Raw genomic sequence first — 25,744 nt, 5'->3', positions numbered from 1 at the left:
CACTGAATTGATATCTCCATAGAGTTTCGGCTGTCATAGCGAAGGGGAAACGCCCGGCTCCATTCCGAACCCGGAAGCTAAGCCCTTCAGCGCCGATGGTACTGCACTGGTGACGGTGTGGGAGAGTAGGACGCAGCCGGACACACTTTGTCAGAGCGCCCCAGACGGAACTTCATTGATCCGACTGGGGCGCTCTTTCTTTTGTGCCCGATGACCGTAGAGGTGGCGCCGACCGCGGTCGGCGCGGAAGGATGCTGAACATGAGTGACCAGGACGGCAACGACAGCCGAAGCGAGCGACGCGACCGCGAGGGCGGGCAGCGAGGTCCCGCGCGCGGCCAAGGCGCCGGCCGAGGCTCAAACGCTCCCCGGTCCGGAGGACCCCGTCGCGATGACCGCGGCAGCTACCGGTCTGATGACCGTCGCTCCGGCGGTGGCCGTGACGACCGTGGTGGCTACCGGTCCGATGACCGTCGCTCTGGTGGCAGCCGTGACGACCGCGGTGGCTACCGCCCGGATGACCGTCGCTCCGGTGGCGGCCGCGACGACCGTGGTGGCTACCGGTCCGATGACCGTCGCTCCGGTGGCGGCCGCGACGACCGCGGTGGCTACCGCCCGGATGACCGTCGCTCCGGTGGCGGCCGCGACGACCGTGGTGGCTACCGGTCCGATGACCGTCGCTCCGGCGGCGGCCGCGACGACCGCGGTGGCTACCGGTCCGATGACCGTCGCTCCGGTGGCGGCCGCGACGACCGCGGTGGCTACCGGTCCGATGACCGTCGCTCTGGTGGCGACCGGGGTGGCTACCGCAATGATGACCGTCGCTCTGGCGGCGGCCGCGACGACCGCGGTGGCTACCGCCCGGATGACCGTCGCTCTGGCGCCGGCCGCGACGACCGCGGTGGCTACCGGTCGGATGACCGTCGCTCTGGCGGCGACCGCGACGACCGCGGTGGCTACCGCCCGGATGACCGTCGCTCTGGCGCCGGCCGCGACGACCGCGGTGGCTACCGGTCGGATGACCGTCGCTCTGGCGGCGACCGTGGCGGCTTCCGGTCCGATGACCGTCGCTCCGGTGGTGGCCGTGACGACCGTGGCCCCCGCCGCCACGACGACCGGCCTCGCCGGGATGACCGACCCCGCGGCGGCGCTGGCCGTCCGCAGGACGAGGAGCGCCGGGGCGGTCCTCGACTGACTCCGAAGTCCCCGCGGAAGCCGGAGCCGGCCATCCGTGAGGGTGTCACCGGCCACGAGGTCGACCGCGGCGTGAAGAACCAGCTACGCACCCTGTCGAAGGAGAACGCCGAAGGCGTCGCTCAGCACCTCGTCATGGTGGCCGAGCTGCTCGACGTCGAGCCCGAGGCGGCCCTGGCCCATGCCGAGACCGCGGTCCGGCGTGCTGGCCGCGTGCCTGCCGCCCGCGAGGCGTTGGGGCTCGTGGCGTACCGCCTCGGCGACTGGGCTCGGGCACTGGGGGAGTTCCGGACGGTTCGCCGTCTCTCCGGTTCCAGCCACCTCCTGCCGCTCATGGTCGACTGCGAGCGTGCACTGGGTCGCCACGCCAAGGCGCTCGAGCTCGCACAGTCTGAGGAGGCCGACAACTTGGCCATCGACGACCGGGTCGAGCTGGCCATCGTGGTCTCCGGGATCCGTCGTGACCTCGGGCAGCTGGACGCTTCGGCTGCCGCCCTCAGCGACCTCGTCAAGCGGATCAACCCGAACCGGCCGTCGGCGGCCCGCCTCTTCTACGCCTACGCCGACGCGAAGCTTGCGGCCGGTGACGCCGGCGCGGCGCGTGACTGGTTCGCCCGTGCGGCCGAGGCCGACCACGAGCTCACCACAGACGCTGCGGAGCGCCTCGAGGAGCTCGACGGGGTCGACGTCACCGACCTGCTCGGCGACGAGGACGACGACGACTTCGGCCCCGTCGACCGCGACGACTCGGACGACGACGACTCGGACGACGACGACTCGGACGACGACGACTCGGACGACGACGACTCGGACGACGACGACTCGGACGACGACGACTCGGACGACGACGACTCGGACGACGAGGGCCCTCGCCACTGACATCCGCATGAAGTGTGAACGGGCCCGACCACTGCGGTCGGGCCCGTTCGCGCTTCCGGGCCACCACCGCTGACCCGCTGCGCACGTTGGGCGGGGCTCAGCCCTAGGCTCGAGGCAGGAGGTCAGATGACGAAGCACACAGCGGACGCCGCGTTGATCGCGGCATACGACGGGGTGGTGTGCGACCTCGACGGTGTCGTCTACCGCGGTGCCGATGCCGTGCCTGGCGCCCCGAAAGCCTTGCAGGACCTACGATCTCGGGGTGTCAAGCTCGTGTACGCGACGAACAACGCGTCTCGCGTGGTGGCCGAGGTCGCCGACCACCTCGCCGGCCTCGGAGCTCCCGCCACACCCGACGACGTCGTGTCGAGCGCGGAGGCGGGGGCGGCACAGCTCGCGCGAACCCTGCCTGCCGGCTCACGCGTCCTCGCACTGGGCGGCGAAGGCGTCGTCGAGGCGCTGGACCGGGCTGGACTCGCCCCGGTGCGGCCGGTTCGGGCCGAGGAGGACGCCTCCGACCCTGCCTCTCCGCTGGCGGCGGTGCTGCAGGGGTACGGCAAGGACCTGCGCGTCCGGGACTACGAGACCGCGGCACGGCTGCTCGGGGCCGGGCTGCCCTGGGTGGCGACGAACGACGACGCGACCCTGCCACTGCCGTGGGGTCAGTCACCCGGCAACGGTGCCTATGTCGACCTGCTGGTCGCTGCCGTCGGACGTCGCCCGGACGTCGTCGGCAAGCCGCACCCGCCGCTCTACCGGCTCGCACTCGACCACCTGGGCACGGACCCGTCGCGCACGCTCGCGGTCGGTGACCGGCTCGCGACGGACATCGACGGCGCCGTGGCGGCCGGGATCGACTCGGTCTGGGTGCTCACCGGGGTGGACGGCCCGTCTGACCTGATGGCGGCGGACGCAGCTCCGACCTATCTGGTCGGCTCGCTGTCCGAGCTCTTCCAGCCGTATGCCGCACCGGTGCACGATGCGGGGAGCTGGCGATGCGGAGCGGCAGTCGCGCGCTTCGTCGACGGTGCGCTGGAGGTCCGGGCGGACGGCGGCAGCGACGTCGAGGTCGTCCGCGCCGGCGCTGCGGCGTTGCTGCACGAACGTGAGGCAGGCCGGTCCCGGGACGAGCTCGTCCGCGCTGCGGCCGAGACGTTGGACGGCTTGGTCCGAGACGCCGGGCCAAGATGAGCAGCGGCCCCGCTCGCCTCGTCGCCGAGGCCGAACGGGTAGCGTGGGCCGTCGCAGGACACCGCACGAACCGGCACGGAGGAAACCATGTTTGGCGACACTGACGCCCGGCGCGAAGATCTCGGCCACGTCGGAGAGACGGTCGGCGACGCCGAACAGGGAGCCTGGCAGGAGGCCCAGCAGGAGGCGAAGGACGTCGCCGCACCCGTGCCGCCCGTCACCGGCGACACCGCGGTCGACGACGCCATGATCCAGCTCGCCCGGTCGCAGGCTAGCTCGTTCGCCGAGCGCATCGAGTCGGGCGAGCACGCCCACCGCAGCCTGCAGAGCCGCCTCGGCGGCCTCGGTGGGGCGTGACCGAGCGCCGACTCGACGTCGAGCTCGTCGCCCGCGGCCTCGCCCGGTCACGCACCCAGGCCCGTGAGCTCGTCGCTGCCGGCGTCGTCCTCGTCGACGGCCGGCCCGCCGCCAAGCCGGCCCAGCACGTCGACGACGCGTCCTCCGTCGAGCTGACCCGCGAGCCGGACCGATGGGTCGGACGGGCAGCCCTCAAGCTGCTGCACGCCGTGCAGCTGTGGCCGATAGAGGTCGAGGGGCGCCGGTGTCTCGACGTCGGCGCGAGCACCGGTGGCTTCACCCAAGTGCTGCTCGAGCACGGAGCCGCGCACGTCACGGCCCTCGACGTCGGCCACGGACAGCTCGTCTCCTCGATCGCTGGCGACGAGCGCGTGCGTGACCTGCCGGGCACGAACATCCGTGACGTCGACGCCGGAGCGCTCGGCGGGCGGTTCGACCTCGTCGTCTCGGACCTCAGCTTCATCTCGCTGGCCATCGCGCTGCCGTCCATGCGGCCCCTCGTCACCGACGCGGGTGACCTCGTCGTGCTCGTCAAGCCGCAGTTCGAGGTCGGCCGGGAGCGGCTGAGCCGCACCGGGGTCGTCACGTCGCGCCACGAGCACCGCCGGGTGCTGCGCGATGTCGCCCAGGTCGCATCAGAGGTGGGACTGCACCTCCACGGCGCGGTCCCCAGCCCGATCACCGGGGGTGACGGCAACCGCGAGTTCCTCTTCTGGCTCGCGCCCCGACCGGTCCCCGGCGCCGCCCCGACCTCGGCGGATGACATGCTGGAGGCCATCGACCTGGAGGGAGACTCGTGACGCGCCGGATCCTGCTCGTGGCCCACCCGCGCCGCCCCGAGGCCCTCACAGTCGCCAAGGCGGTCGTCGAGCGCCTCACCGCCCTCGGCATCGAGGTGTCGCTACAGGCCGACGAGGCACAGGCCCTCGACCTCAAGGACAGCGCTCGCGTGCACATCGCCTCCAAGGAGGAGCAGGTCGCCGAGGGCTGCGACCTCGTCGTCGTGCTCGGAGGCGACGGCACGATCTTGCGCGGGGCCGAGTTCGCCCGGCGGGTCGACGTGCCGCTCCTGGGCGTCAACCTCGGGCACGTCGGCTTCCTCGCCGAGGCCGAGCGCGACCACCTGCACGCGACGGTCGAGCACATCGCCAACAACGACTACGCCGTCGAGGAGCGCATGACTCTCCACGTCGACGCCAGGCTGCACGGCGAGCTCATCGCCAGCAGCTGGGCCCTGAACGAGGTCAGCGTCGAGAAGGCGGCTCGCGAACGCATGCTCGAGGTGACGGTCGAGGTGGACGGGCGCCCGCTGTCGAGCTGGGGTTGCGACGGGGTGATCGTGTCGACGCCGACGGGCTCGACGGCATACGCCTTCTCGGCCGGCGGCCCGGTCGTCTGGCCGCAGGTGCAGGCGATGCTCCTCGTGCCCAGCGCGGCGCACGCCCTCTTCGCGCGCCCGCTGGTGCTCGGACCCGACACTCACCTGGCCGTCGAGATCAAGGCAGCCACGGAGGGCGCCGGCGTGATGTGGTGCGACGGGCGGCGCCACGTCGACCTGCCCCCGGGCGCCCGCATCGAGGTGCGGCGCGGCATCCGGCCGATCCGGCTGGCCCGCCTCACGAGTGCGCCGTTCACCGACCGGCTGGTCGCGAAGTTCAACCTCTCGGTCGAGGGGTGGCGCGGCAACGGCGACACGGCGACACCGGTGGACGGCGTCGGCGGCGGTGAGGGTGCCCGGCCCTAAGGTGGTCCCGTGTTCAGCCAGATGAGGATCCGTGGGGTCGGCGTGATCGACGACGCCGTCCTCGAGCTGAGCCCCGGGCTCAACGTGCTCACCGGCGAGACCGGCGCCGGCAAGACCATGGTCGTCTCCGGGCTCGGGCTGCTCCTGGGCGAGCGTGCCGACTCCGGCCTCGTGCGCACGGGGTCCGCCTCCGCCCTCGTGGAGGGCGTCGTCCAGCTCCCGCCCGGCCATCCGGCGCTGGCCCGCGCCGACGAGGCCGGGGCCGACCACGACGACGGCGAGCTTGTCATCGCCCGCACCATCGCCGCGGCCGGTCGCTCGCGCGCCCACGTCGGCGGCCGCACCGCGCCCGTGTCGGTCCTGGCCGACCTCGGGCAGCTGCTCGTCGCCGTCCACGGCCAAGCCGACCAGTGGCGTCTCAAGCAGGGTGACGCGCACCGCGTCGTGCTCGACGACTTCGGTGGGTCGGAGGTCCACGCCCTTCGTGACCGGGTGTCCGAGCTCTACGACCGTTGGCGCGAGGCCACCCGTGAGCATGACCGCCTCGTCTCCGAAGCCCGCGACCGCGCCCGCGAGATCGACTCGCTCACCGCGTCCCTCGAGGAGATCGAGTCCGTCGACCCGCAGCCCGGTGAGGATGCGGCCCTGCGGTCGGAGGACGCCCGGCTCGCCCACGCCGACACGCTGCGCCTGGCCGCCGCGCAGGCGCTCGCCGACCTCAGCGGCGACGAGTATGCCGCCGAGCCGGCACCCAACGTGCGTGACCTCATCGGGTCGGCCCGGGGCGCCCTGACCCCGGCCACGACGCACGACGAGGCCCTGGCCGGACTCGATGCCCGGCTGCACGAGCTGGGCACGCTCGTGACCGACCTCAGCGCCGACCTCACGGCCTACCTCGACGACGTCGAGCTCGACCCCCAGCGACTGGGCTTCGTCCAGGAGCGTCGGGCCGCGCTCGGCGTGCTCACCCGCAAGTACGGTGAGACCGTCGACGAGGTGCTCGAGTGGTCAGGGCGGGGCGCGGCCCGTCTCGACGAGCTGGTGACGGCCGACGACCGGGTCGAGCGGCTCGGCGCCGAGGTGGGCGAGCTGCAGGAGGCCGTGGTCACCGCGGCGCTCGCCCTGTCCGACGCGCGTCGAGCGGCGGGGGAGGACTTCGGTGGCCGCGTCTCCGAGGAGCTGGCACACCTGGCGATGGGCAAGGCGGTCGTCCAGGTCGACGTCCGCCGCCGCACCGACCCCGAGGGCGTCGCCCTGCCCGACGGTGGCCGGGTCCGCCTGTCCCGGCACGGGATCGACGACGTCGAGATCCTGCTGGCCGCCAACCCCGGTGCTGCCCCGCGCAGCGTCGCCAAGGCCGCGTCCGGCGGTGAGCTCTCGCGCGTCATGCTCGCCCTCGAGGTCGTGGGGTCCCGAAGCGCCGCGGCCGACGGCGCGAGTGGGCCGCCGACGTTCGTCTTCGACGAGGTCGACGCCGGCGTGGGCGGGCGCGCCGCCCTCGACGTCGGAGCCCGCCTCGCCGCCCTGGCCGAGCACGCCCAGGTCATCGTCGTCACCCACCTCGCCCAGGTCGCGGCCTTCGCCGACCGGCACCTCGTCGTGCACAAGGCCGACGACGGGCGCATCACCTCGAGCAGCGTGTCGGTCGTCGACGGCGACGCCCGCCTGCGCGAGCTGTCGCGGATGATGGGCGGCGACCCCGACTCCGAGGCCGGGCTCGCACATGCCGGCGATCTCCTCGAGCAGACCGGAGAGTCCCGGGCGTCGACCCGGAAGTCGACGCGGGGCTCGCCCCGGAGTCCTTCGTCCGGTTCGGCTCGCACCTCGTCGCCCCGTTCGACGGGCACCGGCCGCAAGCCCGCACGCAGCGGCGCCCCCGCCTGACCACCTCGGTCGCCGCCGGCGCGACGTGGCACGATTGAGCGCATCATGGCTCTCCCGATCCGCCGCCGTCCCGGCGCCCGCGACACCGGTCCCGGCGTCTCCGGGCCGGCACGCGTCGACCGCCGCACGAAGCGGCTCACCAAGCGGCTGCAGCCCGGCGACATCGCCGTCATCGACCACGCCGACCTCGACAAGGTCAGCGCCGACGCCCTCGTCTCGATCCGCCCGGCGGCTGTGGTCAACGCGAGCGCCTCCATCACGGGGCGATACCCCAACCTCGGGCCCCAGATCCTCGTCGAGGCCGGCATCCCCGTGCTCGACGCGGCCGGGCCCGAGGTCATGACCATCAGCGACGGCGAGCCGCTGCGGGTCGACGGCACCGACCTGTGGTCAGGCACGAGCAAGGTCGCCACCGGGGCCCTCCTCGACGCCCCGGCGGTGCAGGCACAGATGCATGACGCCCGCGCCGGGCTCGCGGTGCAGATTGAGGCCTTCGCGACGAACACGATGGAGTTCATCCGCAAGGAACGCGACCTGCTGCTCGACGGCATCGGCGTACCGCCCATCACGACCGACATCGACGGACGGCACTGCCTCATCGTGGTGCGCGGCTACCACTACCGCGAGGACCTTGAGGCGCTCAAGCCCTACATCCGCGAGTACCGCCCCGTGCTCATCGGGGTCGACGGCGGCGCGGACGCCATCCTCGAGTCGGGGCAGCGTCCCGACCTCATCGTGGGCGACATGGACTCCGTCTCCGACAAGGCCCTGCGCAGCGGGGCCGAGATCGTCGTGCACGCCTACCGCGACGGCCGTGCTCCCGGCCTGGCCCGCGTCGAGGCGCTGGGGATCGCCCCGGTCGTCTTCCCCGCGGCCGGCACGAGCGAGGACGTCGCGATGCTCCTCGCCGACGACTCGGGGGCCGAACTGATCGTGGCCGTCGGCACCCACGTCACCCTCGTCGAGTTCCTCGACAAGGGTCGCGACGGGCAGGCCTCGACATTCCTCACCCGGCTGCGCGTCGGCGGCAAGCTCGTCGACGCCAAGGGCGTGAGCCAGCTCTACCGCGCCCGCATCCCCGGCCGGCTCCTCGTCACCATGCTGCTCGTCGGCATGCTCGCGTTCTTCGCCGCCCTCGCCTCGACACCGGCCGGGCAAGCTTGGCTGCAGGTCCTCGCCGCCCGCTGGGACGACCTCTGGACCGCCGTCGTTGGGATCTTCTCTTGATCGACTTCCGCTACCACCTCGTCTCGATCATCTCGGTGTTCCTCGCGCTGGCCGTCGGCATCGTGCTGGGAGCCGGCCCGCTGCAGGCCAACCTCGGCAACCAGCTGAGCGACCAGGTGGCTGCGCTGCGCACCGAGAAGCAGGGCCTCAACGACAAGCTCACGACGAGCGAGAAGCTCGTCGGGGCCTCCGACGAGTTCGCCACCGCCGTCCAGCCACGCGTCGTCACCGGACGCCTCACCGGTCACCGGGCCGTCGTCGTCGTGATGCCCTCCGCCGACGGCACCATGGTCAAGAACATCGAGGAGGTCGTCCGGCAGAGCGGCGCCGTCCTCACCGGCACGGTGTCCATCGGTGCCGACTGGTTCGACCCCGGCAGGGGCGCCGAACGTGAGCAGGCCGGGCGCGCCGGTGCCGCCGCCCTCGGGCTCGACTCGACGGCGACCGGCGACGCGCTCCTCACCACTGTGCTCGCGGTCCTGACCGTCGCCAAGGCCCCGGTCGGCCCATCGGCCGCCCGCACGGCGGGTCTCAAGGCGCTCGTGGACGCCGGTCTGCTCGACTCGTCCGTGCCCGACCTGCCGAGCGCCGACGTCGCGATCATCGTGTCCGGCGACTTCGCCGGCGACGACTCGACGGTCTCGGCCCGGTCCGACGCCGTGCGGTCGCTCGTCGAGGCGTTTGCGGGCTCGTCGCGGGCCACCGTCGTCGCTGGCGGCAGCACCGTCGCCGCGGCCGGTCAGGCCGTCACGTCCAACGCCGTCCAGGCGGTGCGAGAGAAGTCCGAGACGGCCAACGTCGCCGCGACGGTCGACCACGCCCGGTCGGGCGACGGCCCGGCTGCGGTAGTGCTGGCTGTCGAGGACGTGCTCGACGAGCGCATCGGCCACTACGGCGTCGACGCAGGTGCGACGGCCACCGTCCCGCGAGTGCGCCCGTGACCGCTGGGCGTCGTCGCGCCGGGTCCGGCGCCGGGCCGGCTGGTGCGCCTCCCCGCGCGTCCGTCCCGACCCCGATGCGTACGTCAGTGGGCTCGATGATGGGCTCGCTCGTGGGTTCCGCGGTGACGTCCTGGGCGCTGTCTCGCCTGGGCCGGCGGCTGCCCGCCGGAGTGACCGAACGCTGGGAACGCACCAACCATGCCGGCCTCCCCGTCACCCTGCTCGAGGGCCCGGCCTGGGTCGGCGGTGCCGTCGGTGGCGCGCTCGCCGGATCCCTGCTCGGCACCAGGGCCGATGTCGCCGGTTCGGCGGGCAGCGTCGCCGTCGTGGCGCTCGCAGCGGGAGCGCTCGGCGCCCTCGACGACCTCACGGGCGGCGCCGACGACAAGGGCCTGAAGGGCCACCTCGGTGCGCTCTCGCGGGGTCAGGTGACCACGGGAGCGGTGAAGATCGCCGGCCTCGCCGCCGCGGGCCTCGTGGGTGCTGCCATGGTCGACGCCCGGAGGCCCGTCCGTGGTGGCGTGCTCGCGACGCTGGTCGGCGGAGCCGTCGTCGCCGGCGCCGCCAACGCCGTCAACCTCTTCGACCTGCGCCCGGGCCGGGCGCTCAAGGTGACCGTGCTCGCCGGTCTGCCTGTTCTCGGGACGCTTCCGGGGGCGGTCGCCGTCGGGTCGTCGATCGGCGTCGTGGGTGAGGATCTCGCGGCGCGCTCGATGCTCGGCGACACCGGCGCCAACGCCGCCGGCGCCCTCGTCGGGTTGGCCGCGGTGGAGCGCACCGGCCTGCCGGGTCGCCTGGCACTGCTCGCCGGGCTGGCCGCCCTGACGCTCGCGTCGGAACGCGTCAGCTTCACCCGGGTCATCCACGGCAACCCCGTGCTCCGTCGGCTCGACGAGTGGGGTCGGGGGAGCCGGTGACCGACGACGCTCCCTCGCGCAGCGGCCCTTCGCGAGGGGGGCTGCTCGCCGCCGCGGGCACGATCGCCGCACTCACACTCCTGGCGCGCGTCGTCGGCTTCGGCCGATGGTTCGCCTTCTCGCACTCCGTCGGCGCCACCTGCGTGGGCAGCGTCTACCAGTCGGTCAACGCCGTGCCCAACGTGCTGTTCGAGATCGCCGCGGGTGGGGTGCTCGCCGCTGTCGTCGTCCCGCTCGTCGCCGGCGCGCTCGCGCGGGGTGACCGCGCCCATGCCGACGAGACGGCCTCGGCGCTGCTCACCTGGGCCGTCGTCGTCCTCGTCCCCCTGGGCGCTGTCGTGGCCCTCGCGGCCCGTCCGGTCGCGTCGGCGCTGCTCGGCACGGGCTGCCCGGGCGAGGTCGACCTCGGGGCCGGCCTGCTCCGGATCTTCGCCGTGCAGATCCCGCTCTACGGGGTCGCGATCGTGCTCGCCGGCGTGCTCCAGTCGCACCGACGGTTCGTCGGCCCCGCCCTGGCGCCGCTGCTCTCGAGTGTCGTCGTCATCGTCGCCTATCTCGCCTACCGTGCGCTCGTGGCCGATCCTGCCGCTTCGATCGGTGACGTGCCGCAGGTCGCGACCGCCGCGCTCGGGGTCGGGACGACCCTCGGGGTCGTCGCCCTGGCCCTGCCGCTCGTGGCCCCGGTGCGGCGCGCCGGCATCCGGCTACGGCCGCGGCTGCGCTTTCCCGACGGGGTGGCCCGACGCGTGCGCACCCTGGCCCTGGCGGGCCTGCTGGCGGTCGCCGGACAGCAGCTCGCGACGCTTGTCGTCATCCGTCTCGCCAACGACCGGGGTGGCTCGGGCACGCTCAACGTCTACACCTACGCGCAGGCGGTGACGCTGCTCCCGTATGCCGTCCTCGCCGTGCCGCTCGCAACGGCGGCGTTCCCGTCCCTGGCCGGCTCTCACGCTGCGCGCCAGGAGACCGGAGGGCAGGCCCGAGAGCAGCCCGGACCGCCTTCCACACCGCAGGCCGGACCACAGACCGGAGTCGAGAGCGGCGACGTGCGTGACGCATCCGCCACCTTGCGCCGGGCCTGGCTCGCCACGGTCGTCGTCTCGTTGTTCGGCGCGGCCGCCCTCGTCGCGGTGGCCCTGCCGGTGGGCGCCTTCTTCAGCGCCCTCGACGCCGGCTCGACCTCGGACGCCTCGCGCGAGACGCTCTCCGCGATGGGCGATGCGGTGAGTGCGTTCGCCCCCTCGGTCCTGGCGCTCGGCGTCATCGGGCTGCTCACCCGCGCGTCCTACGTTCGGGGCCGCGCCGTCCTCGCCGGCGGGCTGGCGGCCCTCGGCTGGCTCGCCACCGTCGTCCTGCCGCTGCTGGTCCTCGACCCACAGGGTGCGGGCGGACCCGCGACGCTCCGTGCGCTTGCAGTGGGGTCGAGCCTGGGCCTGGCGCTCGGCGCCCTGTCGCTCGTCGGCCTGGTGGCCCGAAGCTGGGGCTGGTCGTCGCTGCGGCTGCCGGTGCGACCCCTCACCGCGGCGGTCACCGGTTCGGTCGTCGCGGCCGGCATCGGCCGTGCGGTGAGCTCGTGGCTGTCAGCCCGGGGGATCGGCCACACACTCGGGTCGAGCCTCGCGGTCGGTGCCGGTGTCGGAGTGCTGGCGCTCGTCGCCATGGCCGGGGTGGCCCTGGCCGTCGACCCGGGCCTCGTGCAGCGGGTCCGACGCTCCCGCGCCGGCGCCGTCCCCGAGGAGGTGGCGTCGTGAGGGTGCTCATGGTCGTCGGCCGAGCTGCGGGAGGGGTCGGCGCCCACGTCGACGACCTCGTCGCCGGCCTGCGGGCCGAGGGCCAGGACGTCCAGGTGGTGACAGCCCCGTCCACGGCGGACACCTTCGGCTGGGACGACGCGCACCGCCTCTGGCCGGTCCGTTCCGGCGTGCGCGCGCCGCTGGGACTCCTTGACTGGCACCGCATCATGCGGCTGGCAGGCACGGTGGACGTCGTCCACGCCCACGGGCACCAGGCCGCGGTCGTGGCAGCACTCGCCGTGGCCCGTGCGCGTCCGCGCCCGCGACTCGTGGTGTCGCTGCACAACGACCTGCCCCCCGCCACTGGCACCATCGGGTCCCGCCTCAAGGCCGGAGTCGCGCGCGGCGTCATCCGCTGGGCACTTCGTCGCGCCGACCTCGCCACGGGCGCCAGCGACGACCTCGTCGTGCTCGCCGAGTCGCTCGGTGCGCGCCGCGCGGTGCTCGCCCACGTCGCCGCTGCGAACGTCTCCGGCCTGGTCGCCGCCGAGCGTCTCGCGCCCGACGAGAGGGCACGACTCCTCACCGACGCAGGGGTGCCGCCGGACCGGCCCGTCGTGCTCACCGTCTCGCGCATCGCCCCGCAGAAGGACCTCGCGACCCTCGTCGCCGCCTGCGAGCTCTCCGCAGCCGCAGCCTCGTGGGTCGTCGTCGGTGACGGCGACAAGGCCCTCCTGAGGCGCCTCGAGGAGGAGGCAGACGGCATACGCGAGCAGGGCGGCGCCGCAGGGGCCGAGGCACGTGCCCGCGTCCACTTCGTCGGTGCCCGGAACGACGTGCCGAGCTGGCTGCGGGTGGCCGACGTGTTCGTCCTCACGAGCCGCTGGGAGGCGCGGGCCCTGGTCGTGCAGGAGGCCATGGCCGCCGGCGTGCCCGTCGTCGCGACCCGCACCGGCGGCCTGCCGGGTCTCGTCGAGGGGACGGGAGTGCTTGTGCCCGTTGGCGATCCGGCAGCCACTGCTGCAGGGGTCGACAGCCTCCTTGCTGATCCTGCCCAGAGGGCCAGGACGGGTGCTGCGGGCCGTGCGCTCGCGGCCTCCTGGGAGTCGCCGAGGGACGAGGCGCGCCGATGGGTGGACCGGTATGCCCGAGACCCCCGCGCGATGACGTAGACTTAAAGCCCGTGGTGGAAACGACGAAGCACATCTTTGTGACCGGGGGCGTGGCCTCCTCGCTCGGCAAGGGCCTGACGGCCTCCAGCCTCGGACGACTTCTCAGATCGCGTGGCCTCAGGGTCACCATGCAGAAGCTCGACCCTTACATCAACGTCGACCCCGGGACGATGAACCCGTTCCAGCACGGCGAGGTCTTCGTGACCGACGACGGGGCCGAGACCGACCTCGACATCGGGCACTACGAGCGGTTCCTCGACGTGAACCTCGTCGGCAGCGCCAACGTGACGACCGGCCAGGTCTACAACAACGTCATCGCCAAAGAGCGCCGCGGCGAGTACCTCGGCGACACGGTGCAGGTGATCCCGCACATCACCAACGAGATCGTCGCCCGCATGCGCGCCCTCGCCACCGGAGGTCCGGACGCTCCGGACGTCATCATCACCGAGATCGGCGGCACCGTCGGCGACATCGAGTCGCTGCCCTTCCTCGAGGCGGCGCGCCAGGTGCGCCACCTCATCGGCCGCGACAACAGCTTCTTCCTCCACGTCTCGCTCGTGCCCTACCTCGCGCCGAGCGGCGAGCTCAAGACAAAGCCGACCCAGCACTCCGTCGCCGCGCTGCGCCAGGTCGGCATCCAGCCCGACGGCCTCGTGCTCCGCGCCGACCGCGACATCCCCGAGCCGATCAAGCGCAAGATCTCGCTCATGTGCGACGTCGACGTGACCGCGGTCGCGGCCTGCGTGGACGCGCCGAGCATCTACGACATTCCGAAGGTGCTGCACCGCGAGGGCCTCGACGCGTACGTCATCCGTCGCTTGGGGCTCAACTTCCGCGACGTCGACTGGACCGAGTGGGACCAGCTGCTCGAGCGGGTCCACGACCCCGAGCACGCCGTCGAGGTCGCCCTCGTGGGCAAGTACATCGACCTGCCCGACGCCTACCTCTCCGTCACCGAGGCGCTGCGCGCCGGAGGCTTCCACCACGACGCGAAGGTCAACATCCGTTGGGTCGCCAGCGACGAGTGCCAGACCGAGGCCGGTGCCCAGCGCGCCCTCGGCGGGGTGGACGCCGTGCTCGTCCCCGGCGGCTTCGGCGTACGCGGCATCGAGGGCAAGCTCGGCGCCCTGCGCTGGGCGCGAGAGAAGCAGGTTCCGACGCTCGGCATCTGCCTCGGCCTCCAGTGCATGGTGATCGAGTACGCCCGCACGGTCCTCGGCACGGACGGTGCGAGCTCGACCGAGTTCGACCCGCAGACCACCCACCCCGTCATCGCGACGATGGAGGAGCAGAAGGCGTTCGTCGAGGGTGCCGGCGACCTCGGCGGCACCATGCGCCTCGGCCTCTACCCGGCGGCCCTCAAGGAGGGCAGCGTCATCCGCGAGACCTACGGCCAGGCCGAGGTCAAGGAGCGTCACCGCCACCGCTACGAGGTCAACAACGCCTACCGCACCGACCTCGAGGCGGCCGGGCTCGTCTTCTCCGGCACCTCGCCCGACGGCACGCTGGTGGAGTTCGTCGAGCTGCCTCGCGACGTGCACCCCTACTACGTGTCGACGCAGGCGCACCCGGAGTTCCTCTCGCGCCCGAACCGCGCGCACCCGCTCTTCGCGGGCCTCGTCGGCGCGGCGCTCGAGCGCCAGCGCAGCGAGCGCCTCGTCGAGGTCGAGCGGCACCGCGCCTCTGAGGCCGCCGACTCGGCCGGCTCGGGTGACCACGGCAGCGACCGCGACGAGCTCGCGTCGGTGGCCGCCGGCCCGACCGACGCCGACTGACGTCCGGGCCAGCACGTGAGTCTCGACGCGCCAGTCGGCACCGGCGCCGACATCGTCGAGGAGTGGGCCGCAGAGCCCGTCCTCGAGTCCTCGACGCCCTTCGAGGGGATGATCTTCGACGTCGTGCGCGAGCGCGTCGACCTCGGCGCCGGTGGTGTGGTCACGCGTGACTTCGTGACGCACCCCGGCGCGGTCGCGGTGCTCGCCCTGCGCGTGGTCGGCGGCGTCGACCACGTGCTGCTCATCCGGCAGTACCGCCACGCGAGCGGCGGGCACGTCTGGGAGCTCCCGGCGGGGCTGCTCGACGTCGCGGGCGAGCCACCGCGAGACGCGGCTGCTCGCGAGCTGGCCGAGGAGGTCGACCTCGTGGCCGACGAGTGGCACGTGCTCGCCGACGACGTCACGTCGCCCGGCGCGTTCCCCGAGACCGTACGCATCTTCCTCGCCCGCGGCCTCAGCGACGTTCCCGAGGCGGACGCCCACCAGCGGACCGCGGAGGAGCTCACGCTGCGACCGCTCTGGGTGCCGTTCGACGACGCGGTGGACGCCGCCCTGACCGGCCGCATCAGCAACTCGGCCACGCTGGTCGGGCTGCTCAGCGCCGGTCTCTCGCGGGCCCGCGACTGGTCGACCCTGCGACCTCACGACGCGCCGTGGCCCGCGCGCGAGGCCCAGGAGGCGGCCACCTCCACGGCCCGGCCGTGAGCGGTCCGTCCGCCGGCGGTACGTCTTTCGGCGGTGGCACGACTGCCACCGGCGCCTGCCCGTGCGGCAGCGGGACGGCCTACGCCGGCTGCTGCGGTCCATTGCTCACGGGGGAGCGCGATGCCTCGACGGCCGAGGAGCTGATGCGGTCGCGCTACACCGCGTTCGCAACCGGTGACGTCGACCACCTCGTGCGCACCTGGCACCCGCGGACCCGTCCCGACGACCTGACCCTCGACCCGGGCACACGGTGGATCGGGCTCACCGTCGTCAGGACCGAGCGGGGCGCGGGCGACGACAGCGACGGGGTGGTCGAGTTCGTCGCGGCGTTCGACGAGTCGTCAGCCGGTCCCGGCCGCGGGGCGACCGCGGGTTGCCTGCACGAGGTCAGCCGGTTCGTCAGGCGGGCCGGCCGCTGGGTCTACGTCGACGGTGACCAGCGCTGACCTGTCGTCGAGCCGGAGGGTGACGGAGGCCCGAGGCCCCCGCCGCAGCACCGTGACTGCCACACCGGCGAGCAGCACGAGGCCCCCGGCGAGCTCGAGGGCGTTCGGTCGCTCGTCGTAGACGAGCCCGGCGGCTGCCATGCCGAACACCGGCACGAGCATGGCGAAGGGTGTGACCTTTGCGACGGGGTGACGGCTGAGCAGTGTGTTCCAGATGCCGTAGCCGACCAGTGACGAGAGGTAGGCCGTGTAGGCGGTCGAGAGAACGGCCGACCACTGCAGGTGGCCGATCGCAGCGCTGATGGCTGCCGGACCCTCGAAGAGCAGGGAGAGGGCGAACGCTGGAAGGGGCACGACGAGGCCGGACCAGACGGTGACGCCGAGTCCGGAGCCCGGGCCGGACAGCGAGCCGGCGCGGCGGGTCAGCACGTTGCCGACGGCCCAGGAGACGGCCGCCAGGACCAGCACGACGAGGGGGAGCAGCGGGGCGGAGAGCCCCCGGCCTGCCGCGATGGTCAGGAGCCCGGCGCCGCCCAGCGCGACACCGATGCGCTGGGTCGTCGTCGGCCGCTCACGGAGCCACGCGGCGGCGATGACGACGGTGAGCAGGACCTGGGCCTGGAGGACGAGCGACGCCAGGCCAGGCGGCATGCCGAGCTCGAGGGCGAGGTACATGAGGGCGAACTGGCCGAGGCTCGTGAAGAGCCCGATGAGGGCGAGGTCGCGCCAGGGGAGCCCCGGCCGCCGCACGAAGAACACCGCGGGGATGCAGACGACGACGAACCGCACCGCGAGGAAGAGCAGGGGCGGTACCGAGTCGAGGCCGGTTCGGATCGCGACGAAGTTCGTGCCCCAGATGAGGGCGACGAGGACGGCGAGGGCGGTGTCACGGCGGCGCATGGGCTCCATCGTCCGGCACCCTGACCGTTCACGTCCATCAAACAGTTGTCGGGCCTACTGTGTAGCATTGCTGCATGATCGACCCGGTCGCCCTGCGTTCCCTCGTCGCCGTCGAGGCCCACGGGTCGGTGGGGGCGGCCGCGGCCGCCCTCGACTACACACCGAGCGCGGTCTCCCAGCAGATCAAGCGGCTCGAGGGCCAGACCGGCGTGCAGCTGCTCGAGCGGCAGGGTCGAGGGGTGCTGCTCACCGAGGCGGGCCGCACCCTCACCGAGTCGGCCCGCGACCTGCTCTCGCACATGGAACGCCTCGAGTCGCGGTTGCACGGGGTCAGCGGCGAGGCCGTGGGCACGGTGCGGCTCGCGACCTTCGCGACGGCATACCGCGGCATCGTCGTCGGCGCGCTCGCGCGACTGCGCGAGCGGGCCCCCGGTGTCACCCTGCGACCAGACGAGATCGACCCGTGGGACGCCGTCGACGCGGTGGCCTCCGGCTCGCACGACCTCGCGCTCGTGCACAACTGGGAGCCCTTGCCGCTCGCGATCCCCGACCACCTCGAGGTGCGACACCTCGGTCGCGACCGGGCCGACGTCCTGGTGTCCGCCGCGCACCGGCTCGCCGGCGCGGGGAGCATCGGCGTCGGTGACGTGCTCGACGAGCAGTGGGCGAGCGTGGCGCCGGGCTCGATCTGCCACCAGTGGCTGCAGAAGATGTACTTCGACGTGGGACGCGCCCCACGCATCGGCCACGTCGCGCTGGAGTTCGCGACGCACGTGGCCCTCGTCGCCGGCGGTGAGGCGATCGCGCTCGTGCCCCGGCTGGGGCGCGGACCCCTCCCGGAGGGGGTCGTCGCGGTGCCGATCGTCGACCCCGTCTCGGAGCGGACGGTCAGCCTGGTCTGGCGACGGACCATGACCGCTAGTCCTGCACTGGCCGCCGTCACGGAATCCCTTGCAGCAGAGAGGGCCCGGGACCTCACTCCGATCTAGCGGGCCGTTCGGCCTGAAGTCGCAGGCCATCGAGGATGAGGTCGAGCCCGGCGCGGAACTGGTCGGCGTCGTCGTGCCCCGAGAACTCCTCGACGATGCGGTGCACGAACGGGAACTCGTCGGCCGGCAGGGCGCGCCACGTGTCGGCGTAGCGGCTGAGGTACTCGTCGCGGCCGACCTCACCGGACCGCACCACCTCGGGGGCCTGCTGCCCCATGTCGGCTGCGGTGCCGACCACGAAGCCGACGACGGCGGAGACGGCGTGGAAGCTCTGGCGCGGGGTCAGGTCCAGTCGCAGCACCTGCTGGCCGAGCTTCTCGTAGAGGTGGAGGGCGTTGGGCTGCACGTCGGTGTCGCGCATGAAGTAGGCGCCGAGCCACGGCCGTTCGACGATCGCGTCGAACAGCGTCGTCGCGATGGTGCGCAGGTCGTCGACCGGGTCGCCGTCGCCCACACCTGCCACGTCGGCGAGGACGCCCCGCAGCACGTGGTCGGCCGCCCGGTCGAGCAGCTCGTCCTTACCGGAGACGTACCAGTAGATGCTGGCGACGCCACCCCCGAGGCGAGCCGCGAGGGCGCGGAAGGTGAGGGCCTGTTCGCCGGACGTGTCGAGCAGCGCCACTGCCTCGGAGAGCACGGCGTCGAGGGAGTGGGACGCCCGGCGGCGCTCGCGTGGTCGGTGCACGTCGCGCTGTCGTTGGGGGGCCATGCGCCCATCCCACCACACGGGCACGCTGTCGCCTTGCATCTGATCGAACACCGTTCTATCGTATCGAACTGTGTTCGAGCATCGAACGCCGTTCGATGATCGGAGGCAGCATGACCACCACGACTTCCACCCCGCCACGCACCTACCGCTCTCTCCGCGCAGCCTGGGTGCCCCTCGCCGCCTTGTGCCTCGCCTTCTTCGTCGAGATGGTCGACAACACGCTGCTCACGATCGCGCTGCCCACGATCGGACGCGACCTCGGCGGCAGCACGACCGCCCTGCAATGGGTCACGGGCGCCTACTCGCTCACCTTCGGCGGCCTGCTGCTCACCGCTGGCTCCGCGGCCGACCGCCTCGGCCGGCGACGGGTCCTGCTGTGGGGGCTCGCCGCCTTCGGTGTCACCAGCCTCGCGGTCGCCGTCGTCAGCACCACGGGCGAGCTCGTCACACTCCGTGCCGCCCTGGGGGTCGCCGCGGCGGCAATGGCGCCGATCACCAACTCACTCGTCTTCCGGCTCTTCGACGACCAGGCCCTGCGCATGCGCGCGATGACCGTCATGATCGTCTTCGGCATGGCCGGATTCGTCCTCGGCCCGCTGCTCGGCGGCACGGCCCTCGCCCACGTGCGATGGGAGTGGCTGCTGCTCGTCAACGCTCCGATCGCCCTCCTGGCGTGGGTGGGAGTGCGTCTCGGCGTCCCGGCGGACCGGTCGGAGGACCTCACGCACGACCGGCTCGACCTGCCGGGCGCCGCGCTCAGCATCGTCGCGATCGGCCTCGGCTGCTACGCCCTGACGAGCGGCGTCGAGCACGGCTGGCTGTCGGCCTGGACCATCGCCTCGGTGGTCGGAGCCGGTCTGGCCGTCCTCGCGTTCGTCGGCCACGAGCGGCGCTCCACCTCGCCCATGCTCGACCTCCGGCTCTTCGCCCGGGGCACCGTGCGGGGTGCGGCGCTCGCGCAGGTCGGCACGTCGATCGCCATGGCCGGGGTGATGTTCGGCCTGATCCTGCACTTCCAGTACGCGTACGACTGGAGCCCGGTGCGCGCGGGCCTGGCGAACCTCCCGCTGATCGTGACGATGGTCCTCGCCACCCCCGTCTCCCAGTGGCTGGGCCGTCGCTTCGGACACCGGATCGCCTGCCTGGTCGGTGCCGCCCTCCTCGCGCTCTCGCTGGCCGGTCTCGCCTGGGGCGTCGACCACGGCTACCCGGCGATCGCCGCCTCCATGGTCGTGATGACCCTCGGCCTGCGCACCGTGATGACGATCTGTGCCGTGGCCCTGGTCGAGGCGATGCCGCAGAACCGCACGTCCATCGGGGCCGCGCTCAACGACACCGCCCAGGAGGTTGGCACGAGCGTCGGCACGGCCGTCGTCGGGACCCTCATCGCGGTGCTCGTGACGACGCAGCTGCCGAGCGGCACCTGGAGCCAGGCCCTCGTCGAGTCGTTCTTCCACGGCGAGCGGATCACGTATGCCGTCCTGGCCGTCGTCGTGGGCGTCGTGTCCGCCTGGGGCGCGCTCACGCTCACCGACAGCCATACCGTCGACGAGCACGGGGCCGAGGCCGACGCCGCACGTGAGACCGACGCGGCGGAGGGCTGCCCCACCCGGGTCCTCCCCGACGAGGCCCCCCTGCCCCACTGACCCTAGGCGGCCGGGGCCGCGTCACCGCCCAGGACCACGAGCTGCTGGGTGGCGCGCGTCATCGCGACGTAGCGGTCGACCGCGCCCTCGGTTCCCGACCCGAACAGCTCGGGCTCGACGAGCACGACCAGGTCGAACTCGAGGCCCTTGCACAGCTCGGGGGTGAGGGACTGCACCCGTGGCCGCGGTGCGAACGACGGGTCGCCGATGACGCACGCCACGCCGTCGTCGTGCTCGGCGAGCCAGCGGTCGACGACGGCCTCGAGGTCGGAGCGCGACCCGTGCACGACGGGCACGCCGCTCCGGCGAATCGAGGTGGGGACGTTCGCGTCGGGCAGGGCCGCCCGGATGACCGGCTCGGCCTCGACCATGACCTCCGCGGGGGTGCGGTAGTTGATGCTGAGCGAGCGCATCGCGACGCGGTCGAGCCCGATGCGCGCGAGCCGCTGTTCCCACGACTCGGTGAAGCCGTGACGTGCCTGCGCCCGGTCCCCGACGATGGTCAGGCTGCGTGACGGGCACCGCGCGAGGAGCATCTGCCACTCGGCGTCGGTCAGCTCCTGGGCCTCGTCGACGACCACGTGCGCGAACGGGCCGGCGAGCAGGTCGACGTCGGCGCCGCTGTCATCTGCGTCGTCGAGCGCACCCTGCAGGTCGGCGCCCCGGAGCATCGACATGAGGTGCATCTCCGAGTCGTCGGTCGCGATGAGGTGCTCGACGACCTTGGCCATCTCCTCGCGGTCGGCTGCGACGGCCGCCTGGTGGCGCCGGCGCCGGTCCGAGACCTCGGGGTCGCCGAGCCGCTGGCGGGCCGCGTCGATCAGGGGCAGGTCGGAGACCGTCCACGCCGCGGGGTCTGCCCGCTGGAGTGCCCGGACCTGCTGCACCGTGAGCGACGGGGCGCTCCGGCGCAGGTAGGCCGGGACCGACCACAGGTCGCCGACGATGTCGGTGGCTTCGAGCATCGGCCACGCGCGGGCCAGGGCTGTGCGGAGTTCGCGGTCGCGCTCGACCGCCGCCCGGACCATCTCGGGCGTGGCCTCCTCGTCGTCGTGGCGGTCGACGACGATCGACACGAGCTCGTCCCAGATCACGTCGCGCGCCTCGTTGTGCGGGGTGCCGGGGGAGGGCGCCTCGAACGCGACGGCCCAGTCGTCGGGTCCGATCCACACGTCGTCCCACGGGGTCGAGACCTCGAGGCGCTCGGTCGGCGGCTCCTCGTAGAGCCTGACAGCGAGGTCGATGGCCCGGACCAGCTCGACCGAGGCCTTGAGCCGGGCGACCTCGGGGTCCGCCTCGTCGGCTGCCGAGGCACCCTCGGGCACGAGGTCGCGAAGCGTGCAGGTCTGCACGCCCTCCTCGCCGAGGCTCGGCAGCACGTCGGAGACGTATGCGAGGTACGGCTGGTGGGGGCCGACGAAGAGCACCCCGCCGCGCCGGTGCCCGAGACGAGGGTCGGAGTACAGCAGGTATGCCGTCCGGTGCAGCGCCACGACCGTCTTGCCGGTGCCGGGGCCACCGTCGACGACGAGGGGGCCGCGGGAGCCGGCGCGCACGATGGCGTCCTGGTCGGCCTGGATGGTGCCGAGCACGTCCCGCATCCGGGCGGACCGGTTGGCGCCGAGGCTGGCGATGAACGCGGACTGGTCGTCCAGGGCAGCGTGGTGGTCGATGCCGTCCTCCACGAACACCTCGTCCCAGTAGTCGCCGACGCGTCCCCGGGACCACCGGTAGCGCCGCCGGTTGGCCAGACCCATCGGGTTGCCGTGCGTGGCGCCGAAGAACGGCTCGGCGGCGGGGGAGCGCCAGTCGACGAGCAGTCGCCGACCGTTCTCGTCGGTCAGGCCGAACCGGCCCACGTAGACCGGCTCAGGGTCGTGCGCAGTGACCATGCGACCCAGGGTGAGGTCGATCCCGTAGCGGCGCAGGGCCCGGAGGCGCGCGGTCAGCCGGTGCACCTCCTGGTCGCGCTCGAGGGCGGTCTGGCCGTGTCCCGCCGGCGCACGGCGCACGGCGTCGAGCCGGTCGGCGAGCTCGGTGATCGTGCGGTCCAGACTCCGGGCGATGGCGGCGAAGTGCTCCTCGTCGCCGGCTATGAGGGCGGGGGCGGACTTGTGGGAGAGGCGTGCAGGCAGGTGGAAGGCGTCGGTGGACAGTGCTGTCACGTCTGGTCTCACGTGGGCTCCGCTCGGGTGTCGCGACCAAGGTGGACCGTGATTCTCGGCCACGACCGGGACCTTGCCGCAAGTCCCCCTGTGCGCTATACGTTGGAAGTGGAGGGACGTGGTCCGTCCTTCTCCATGCCTGCGGTGTCCTCGGCGCGTGATGCGGCATATGCCTCCTGCCGGGCCGAGGGCCGGTCGAGGCGGAGACGACCACGCAGCCGGCCGACGGGCCGTTCGACGAGCACCCAGGACAGCCACGACACGAGCACCGCCGCGGCGATGAGCACCAGGTTGCGGGGCGTCGAGTGCTCACCGAGCAGCCGGCTGTTGATGAAGGTCTGGTGCCAGAGGTAGAGCGCGTAGCTGACCGTGCCGAAAAAGACCATGACCCGTGAGCCCACGAGCCGGGACCGACCTGTCGCTGCGGCATACACGAGCCACACCCCGATGAGGGCGTACACCGCGCCGAGGGGCCGGAAGAGCGGGTGGTCGACCTCGAGGCTGCGACCCGGGAACGACGACACCGCGACCATCACCAAAAAGGGGACCGCGGGGCTCGTCGTGGGCAGCTGCCAACCGCGGCGTCGCACCCCCGCGAGCGCGAAGGCGAGGGCGACCCCGAGCAGCAGCGCGAACGCGTTCGTCTCGGTCGAGATGTCGAGACGGGCCTCGGTGCCCTGAGTCCACACCGAGTAGAACGTCGCGACTGCGGCGAGGGAGAGCACGACGGCGAGCGCTCGCGAGCGCAGCCAGGTCATCAGGGCGATGAAGACGGCGGGCCACACGACGTAGAACTGCTCCTCGACCGAGAGCGACCACAGGTGGTTGAGGACCCCGAGGTCGGTGCCCGCGATGCGCACCCAGTTGCCGACGTAGAAGAGCGACGCGAGCGCTGCGACGGGGTAGTCGGTGAGGCGGTCGTCACCTGTGGCCAGCAGCAGCGGCGGCACGAGCAGGAGCAGCAGCAGGAGGGCCGGCAGCAGTCGCAGCGCGCGACGCCCCCAGAAGCGCCAGAGGCTGATCGACCCCCAGCGGTCCCATTCGCGCAGCAGGAGGCTGGTGATGAGGTAGCCGGACAGCACGAAGAAGAGCGTCACGCCCGACAGGCCACCCCAGCGCACCGGCAGGCCCGAGTGCGCTGCGACGACGAGGAGGATCGCGAGCCCTCGGACGCCGTCGAGGTCGCGGCTTCGGCTGTGCTGCACGCGGACAAGGCTAGGGGTGGACCCGGTCTAGGATGAAACCTCGGTGCCGCACGCCGATCGCGTGCGAGGCCACCAGAACACCAGCGGCCCCACGCGTCGCACCTCCCACCCGTCCTCGGAAGGATCCTCCGTGCTCCGCACTCACGAGGCCGGCACGCTCCGTGCCGGCAACCATGGTCATGTCGGCCAGTCAGTTGTCTTGACCGGGTGGGTGGCCCGACGCCGCGACCACGGTGGGGTCGCCTTCATGGACCTCCGGGACGCCTCGGGCGTGGTCCAGGTCGTCGCGCGCGACGAGGTGCTCGCCGAGGGCGGTGCCCATGACGTACGCAACGAGTACTGCGTCAAGGTGACCGGGGAGGTGCGCGAGCGTCCCGAGGGCAACGCCAACCCCGACCTGCCGACGGGTGACGTCGAGGTGATCGTCAGCGAGCTCGAGGTGCTCAACGCGGCGGCCCCGCTGCCGTTCCAGATCGACGAGCGCGTCACGGTCGGCGAGGAGGCCCGCCTCAAGCACCGCTACCTCGACCTGCGCCGCCCCGGAGCCAGCTCGGCCGGATCGGCGATCCGGCTGCGCTCCAAGGTGAACGCGGCCGCCCGCACCGTGCTGGGCGCGCGCGACTTCGTCGAGATCGAGACTCCGACCCTCACGCGCTCCACGCCCGAGGGTGCTCGCGACTTCCTCGTGCCGGCGCGCCTCGCGCCGGGCTCCTGGTACGCCCTGCCGCAGAGCCCGCAGCTGTTCAAGCAGCTGCTCATGGTCGCCGGCATGGAGCGCTACTACCAGATCGCGCGCTGCTACCGCGACGAGGACTTCCGTGCCGACCGCCAGCCCGAGTTCACCCAGCTCGACATCGAGATGAGCTTCGTCGAGCAGTCCGACGTCATCGAGCTCGGCGAGGCCATCGTCCGCGAGATCTGGTCGCTGATCGGGGTCGAGCTCACCACGCCGTTCCTGCAGATGACCTACGCCGAGGCGATGGCCCGCTACGGCTCCGACAAGCCCGACCTGCGCTTCGGCAACGAGCTCGTCGAGTGCACCGACTACTTCAAGGACACGGACTTCCGCGTGTTCCAGGCCGACTACGTCGGCGCGGTCGTCATGCCGGGCGGCGCGAGCCAGCCGCGCAAGCAGCTGGATGCGTGGCAGGACTGGGCCAAGCAGCGGGGCGCACGCGGTCTCGCGTACGTCCTCGTCCAGGAGGACGGCGAGCTCGGCGGTCCCGTCGCGAAGAACCTCACCGACGCCGAGCGCGCGGGCCTGGCGGCGCACGTCGGCGCCCAGCCCGGCGACTGCATCTTCTTCGCGGCCGGCGCCACCAAGGCGAGCCGGGCCCTGCTCGGTGCTGCCCGACTCGAGATCGGCCGGCGCTGCGACCTCATCGACGAGTCGGCCTGGAGCTTCCTCTGGGTGCTCGACGCGCCGCTGTTCGAGCCGGCCGCCGACGCCACGGCCTCTGGTGACGTCGCCCTCGGCTACAGCGCCTGGACCGCCGTGCACCACGCGTTCACGTCACCGAAGAAGGAGTTCGAGGACACCTTCGACACCGACCCCGGGTCGGCGCTCGCCTATGCGTACGACATGGTCTGCAACGGCAACGAGATCGGCGGAGGCTCGATCCGAATCCACAGACGCGACGTGCAGGAGCGGGTCTTCCGCGTCATGGGCATCTCCGAGGAGGAGGCCCAGGAGAAGTTCGGCTTCCTGCTCGACGCCTTCCAGTTCGGTGCTCCGCCGCACGGCGGCATCGCCTTCGGCTGGGACCGCATCGTCTCGCTGCTCGCCGGTACCGACTCGATCCGCGACGTCATCGCCTTCCCCAAGTCCGGTGGGGGCTACGACCCGCTCACCGCAGCGCCGGCCCCGATCACCGCGGCCCAGCGCAAGGAGGCCGGGGTCGACGCACAGGCCGCCGAGAAGGCTGCGGCGCCCGGCAGCTGACCGGCGCAGCGCGACCGGGCCAGA

General features: G+C 72.7%; 22 protein-coding genes and 1 rRNA gene. 18 read left to right on the top strand and 5 right to left on the bottom strand.

Annotated elements, in window-relative coordinates:
• Positions 1 to 25 precede the first annotated feature (25 nt).
• Positions 26 to 142, top strand: a 5S ribosomal RNA gene (rrf, locus tag AB4091_RS13720).
• Positions 143 to 356: 214 nt separating this feature from the next.
• Here rrf and AB4091_RS13715 read toward each other — a convergent pair.
• On the bottom strand, positions 357 to 1,250 hold the full coding sequence (locus tag AB4091_RS13715; RefSeq protein WP_442292294.1) for a hypothetical protein: 894 nt from the start codon (positions 1,248 to 1,250) through the stop codon (positions 357 to 359).
• A gap of 15 nt (positions 1,251 to 1,265) precedes the next feature.
• Here AB4091_RS13715 and AB4091_RS13710 point away from each other — a divergent pair, with 15 nt between their 5' ends.
• The 14 genes from AB4091_RS13710 to AB4091_RS13645 all read left to right on the top strand — a co-directional run bounded on the left by AB4091_RS13710 (position 1,266) and on the right by AB4091_RS13645 (position 16,164).
• Positions 1,266 to 2,072: a tetratricopeptide repeat protein gene (locus tag AB4091_RS13710; protein ID WP_442292293.1), complete on the top strand. Its 807-nt coding sequence runs from the start codon at positions 1,266 to 1,268 to the stop codon at positions 2,070 to 2,072.
• Between the two features lie 126 nt (positions 2,073 to 2,198).
• Complete coding sequence (locus tag AB4091_RS13705; RefSeq protein WP_442292292.1) at positions 2,199 to 3,263, top strand: HAD-IIA family hydrolase; 1,065 nt, start codon at positions 2,199 to 2,201, stop codon at positions 3,261 to 3,263.
• A gap of 87 nt (positions 3,264 to 3,350) precedes the next feature.
• The gene (locus AB4091_RS13700) at positions 3,351 to 3,620 is read left to right on the top strand and encodes a hypothetical protein (RefSeq protein WP_442292291.1); all 270 of its coding nucleotides are present in this window, start codon (positions 3,351 to 3,353) and stop codon (positions 3,618 to 3,620) included.
• Positions 3,617 to 4,420, top strand: a complete 804-nt coding sequence (locus tag AB4091_RS13695; RefSeq protein WP_442292290.1) for a TlyA family RNA methyltransferase — start codon at positions 3,617 to 3,619, stop codon at positions 4,418 to 4,420. Before AB4091_RS13700 ends, AB4091_RS13695 begins: the two co-directional genes overlap by 4 nt.
• Positions 4,417 to 5,364 carry an NAD kinase gene (locus AB4091_RS13690; protein WP_442292289.1) on the top strand — a complete coding sequence of 316 codons (948 nt, stop codon included), beginning with the start codon at positions 4,417 to 4,419 and terminating at the stop codon, positions 5,362 to 5,364. The genes AB4091_RS13695 and AB4091_RS13690 overlap by 4 nt, the downstream gene beginning before the upstream one ends.
• A gap of 9 nt (positions 5,365 to 5,373) precedes the next feature.
• Positions 5,374 to 7,248 (top strand): DNA repair protein RecN, encoded by a 1,875-nt coding sequence (recN, locus tag AB4091_RS13685; protein WP_442292288.1) that lies wholly within the window; start codon positions 5,374 to 5,376, stop codon positions 7,246 to 7,248.
• A 45-nt stretch (positions 7,249 to 7,293) separates the two neighbouring features.
• Positions 7,294 to 8,475, top strand: a complete 1,182-nt coding sequence (steA, locus tag AB4091_RS13680) for a putative cytokinetic ring protein SteA (RefSeq protein WP_442292287.1) — start codon at positions 7,294 to 7,296, stop codon at positions 8,473 to 8,475.
• A complete protein-coding gene (locus AB4091_RS13675) occupies positions 8,472 to 9,416 on the top strand; it encodes a copper transporter (protein WP_442292286.1) in 945 nt (314 codons plus the stop codon). The genes steA and AB4091_RS13675 overlap by 4 nt, the downstream gene beginning before the upstream one ends.
• Positions 9,413 to 10,333, top strand: coding sequence for a hypothetical protein (locus AB4091_RS13670; RefSeq protein WP_442292285.1), 921 nt, complete (start codon positions 9,413 to 9,415; stop codon positions 10,331 to 10,333). Before AB4091_RS13675 ends, AB4091_RS13670 begins: the two co-directional genes overlap by 4 nt.
• Positions 10,330 to 12,084 carry a murein biosynthesis integral membrane protein MurJ gene (murJ, locus tag AB4091_RS13665; protein WP_442292284.1) on the top strand — a complete coding sequence of 585 codons (1,755 nt, stop codon included), beginning with the start codon at positions 10,330 to 10,332 and terminating at the stop codon, positions 12,082 to 12,084. The genes AB4091_RS13670 and murJ overlap by 4 nt, the downstream gene beginning before the upstream one ends.
• Complete coding sequence (locus tag AB4091_RS13660) at positions 12,081 to 13,238, top strand: glycosyltransferase family 4 protein (RefSeq protein WP_442292283.1); 1,158 nt, start codon at positions 12,081 to 12,083, stop codon at positions 13,236 to 13,238. The genes murJ and AB4091_RS13660 overlap by 4 nt, the downstream gene beginning before the upstream one ends.
• Positions 13,196 to 15,013 carry a CTP synthase gene (locus AB4091_RS13655; RefSeq protein WP_442292282.1) on the top strand — a complete coding sequence of 606 codons (1,818 nt, stop codon included), beginning with the start codon at positions 13,196 to 13,198 and terminating at the stop codon, positions 15,011 to 15,013. The genes AB4091_RS13660 and AB4091_RS13655 overlap by 43 nt, the downstream gene beginning before the upstream one ends.
• A 15-nt stretch (positions 15,014 to 15,028) precedes the next feature.
• On the top strand, positions 15,029 to 15,718 hold the full coding sequence (locus AB4091_RS13650; RefSeq protein WP_442292281.1) for an NUDIX domain-containing protein: 690 nt from the start codon (positions 15,029 to 15,031) through the stop codon (positions 15,716 to 15,718).
• The gene (locus AB4091_RS13645; protein ID WP_442292280.1) at positions 15,715 to 16,164 is read left to right on the top strand and encodes a YchJ family protein; all 450 of its coding nucleotides are present in this window, start codon (positions 15,715 to 15,717) and stop codon (positions 16,162 to 16,164) included. Before AB4091_RS13650 ends, AB4091_RS13645 begins: the two co-directional genes overlap by 4 nt.
• Here the strand turns inward: AB4091_RS13645 and AB4091_RS13640 are convergent.
• Positions 16,060 to 17,064 carry an EamA family transporter gene (locus AB4091_RS13640; protein WP_442292312.1) on the bottom strand — a complete coding sequence of 335 codons (1,005 nt, stop codon included), beginning with the start codon at positions 17,062 to 17,064 and terminating at the stop codon, positions 16,060 to 16,062. The two genes, AB4091_RS13645 and AB4091_RS13640, sit on opposite strands and share 105 nt — an antisense overlap.
• Before the next feature lie 74 nt (positions 17,065 to 17,138).
• Here AB4091_RS13640 and AB4091_RS13635 point away from each other — a divergent pair, with 74 nt between their 5' ends.
• Complete coding sequence (locus AB4091_RS13635; RefSeq protein WP_442292279.1) at positions 17,139 to 18,053, top strand: LysR family transcriptional regulator; 915 nt, start codon at positions 17,139 to 17,141, stop codon at positions 18,051 to 18,053.
• On the opposite strand, the gene AB4091_RS13630 is transcribed toward AB4091_RS13635, so the two are convergent.
• Positions 18,040 to 18,813 (bottom strand): TetR/AcrR family transcriptional regulator, encoded by a 774-nt coding sequence (locus tag AB4091_RS13630; protein ID WP_442292278.1) that lies wholly within the window; start codon positions 18,811 to 18,813, stop codon positions 18,040 to 18,042. The genes AB4091_RS13635 and AB4091_RS13630 overlap by 14 nt on opposite strands.
• 59 nt (positions 18,814 to 18,872) lie before the next feature.
• Here AB4091_RS13630 and AB4091_RS13625 point away from each other — a divergent pair, with 59 nt between their 5' ends.
• A complete protein-coding gene (locus tag AB4091_RS13625) occupies positions 18,873 to 20,408 on the top strand; it encodes an MFS transporter (RefSeq protein WP_442292277.1) in 1,536 nt (511 codons plus the stop codon).
• Between the two features lie 2 nt (positions 20,409 to 20,410).
• Here AB4091_RS13625 and helR read toward each other — a convergent pair whose 3' ends face one another.
• On the bottom strand, positions 20,411 to 22,585 hold the full coding sequence (helR, locus tag AB4091_RS13620) for an RNA polymerase recycling motor ATPase HelR (protein ID WP_442292276.1): 2,175 nt from the start codon (positions 22,583 to 22,585) through the stop codon (positions 20,411 to 20,413).
• An 83-nt stretch (positions 22,586 to 22,668) separates the two neighbouring features.
• Positions 22,669 to 23,778, bottom strand: coding sequence for an acyltransferase family protein (locus AB4091_RS13615; protein ID WP_442292275.1), 1,110 nt, complete (start codon positions 23,776 to 23,778; stop codon positions 22,669 to 22,671).
• Positions 23,779 to 23,908: 130 nt separating this feature from the next.
• Here AB4091_RS13615 and aspS point away from each other — a divergent pair, with 130 nt between their 5' ends.
• Positions 23,909 to 25,720, top strand: coding sequence for an aspartate--tRNA ligase (gene aspS / locus AB4091_RS13610; protein WP_442292274.1), 1,812 nt, complete (start codon positions 23,909 to 23,911; stop codon positions 25,718 to 25,720).
• The last annotated feature ends 24 nt before the right edge of the window (positions 25,721 to 25,744 follow it).

The organism is Terrabacter sp. 2RAF25, from assembly GCF_052115265.1.
Lineage (GTDB): Bacteria > Actinomycetota > Actinomycetes > Actinomycetales > Dermatophilaceae > Terrabacter.
This window is presented reverse-complemented; position numbering and strand designations above follow the sequence as displayed.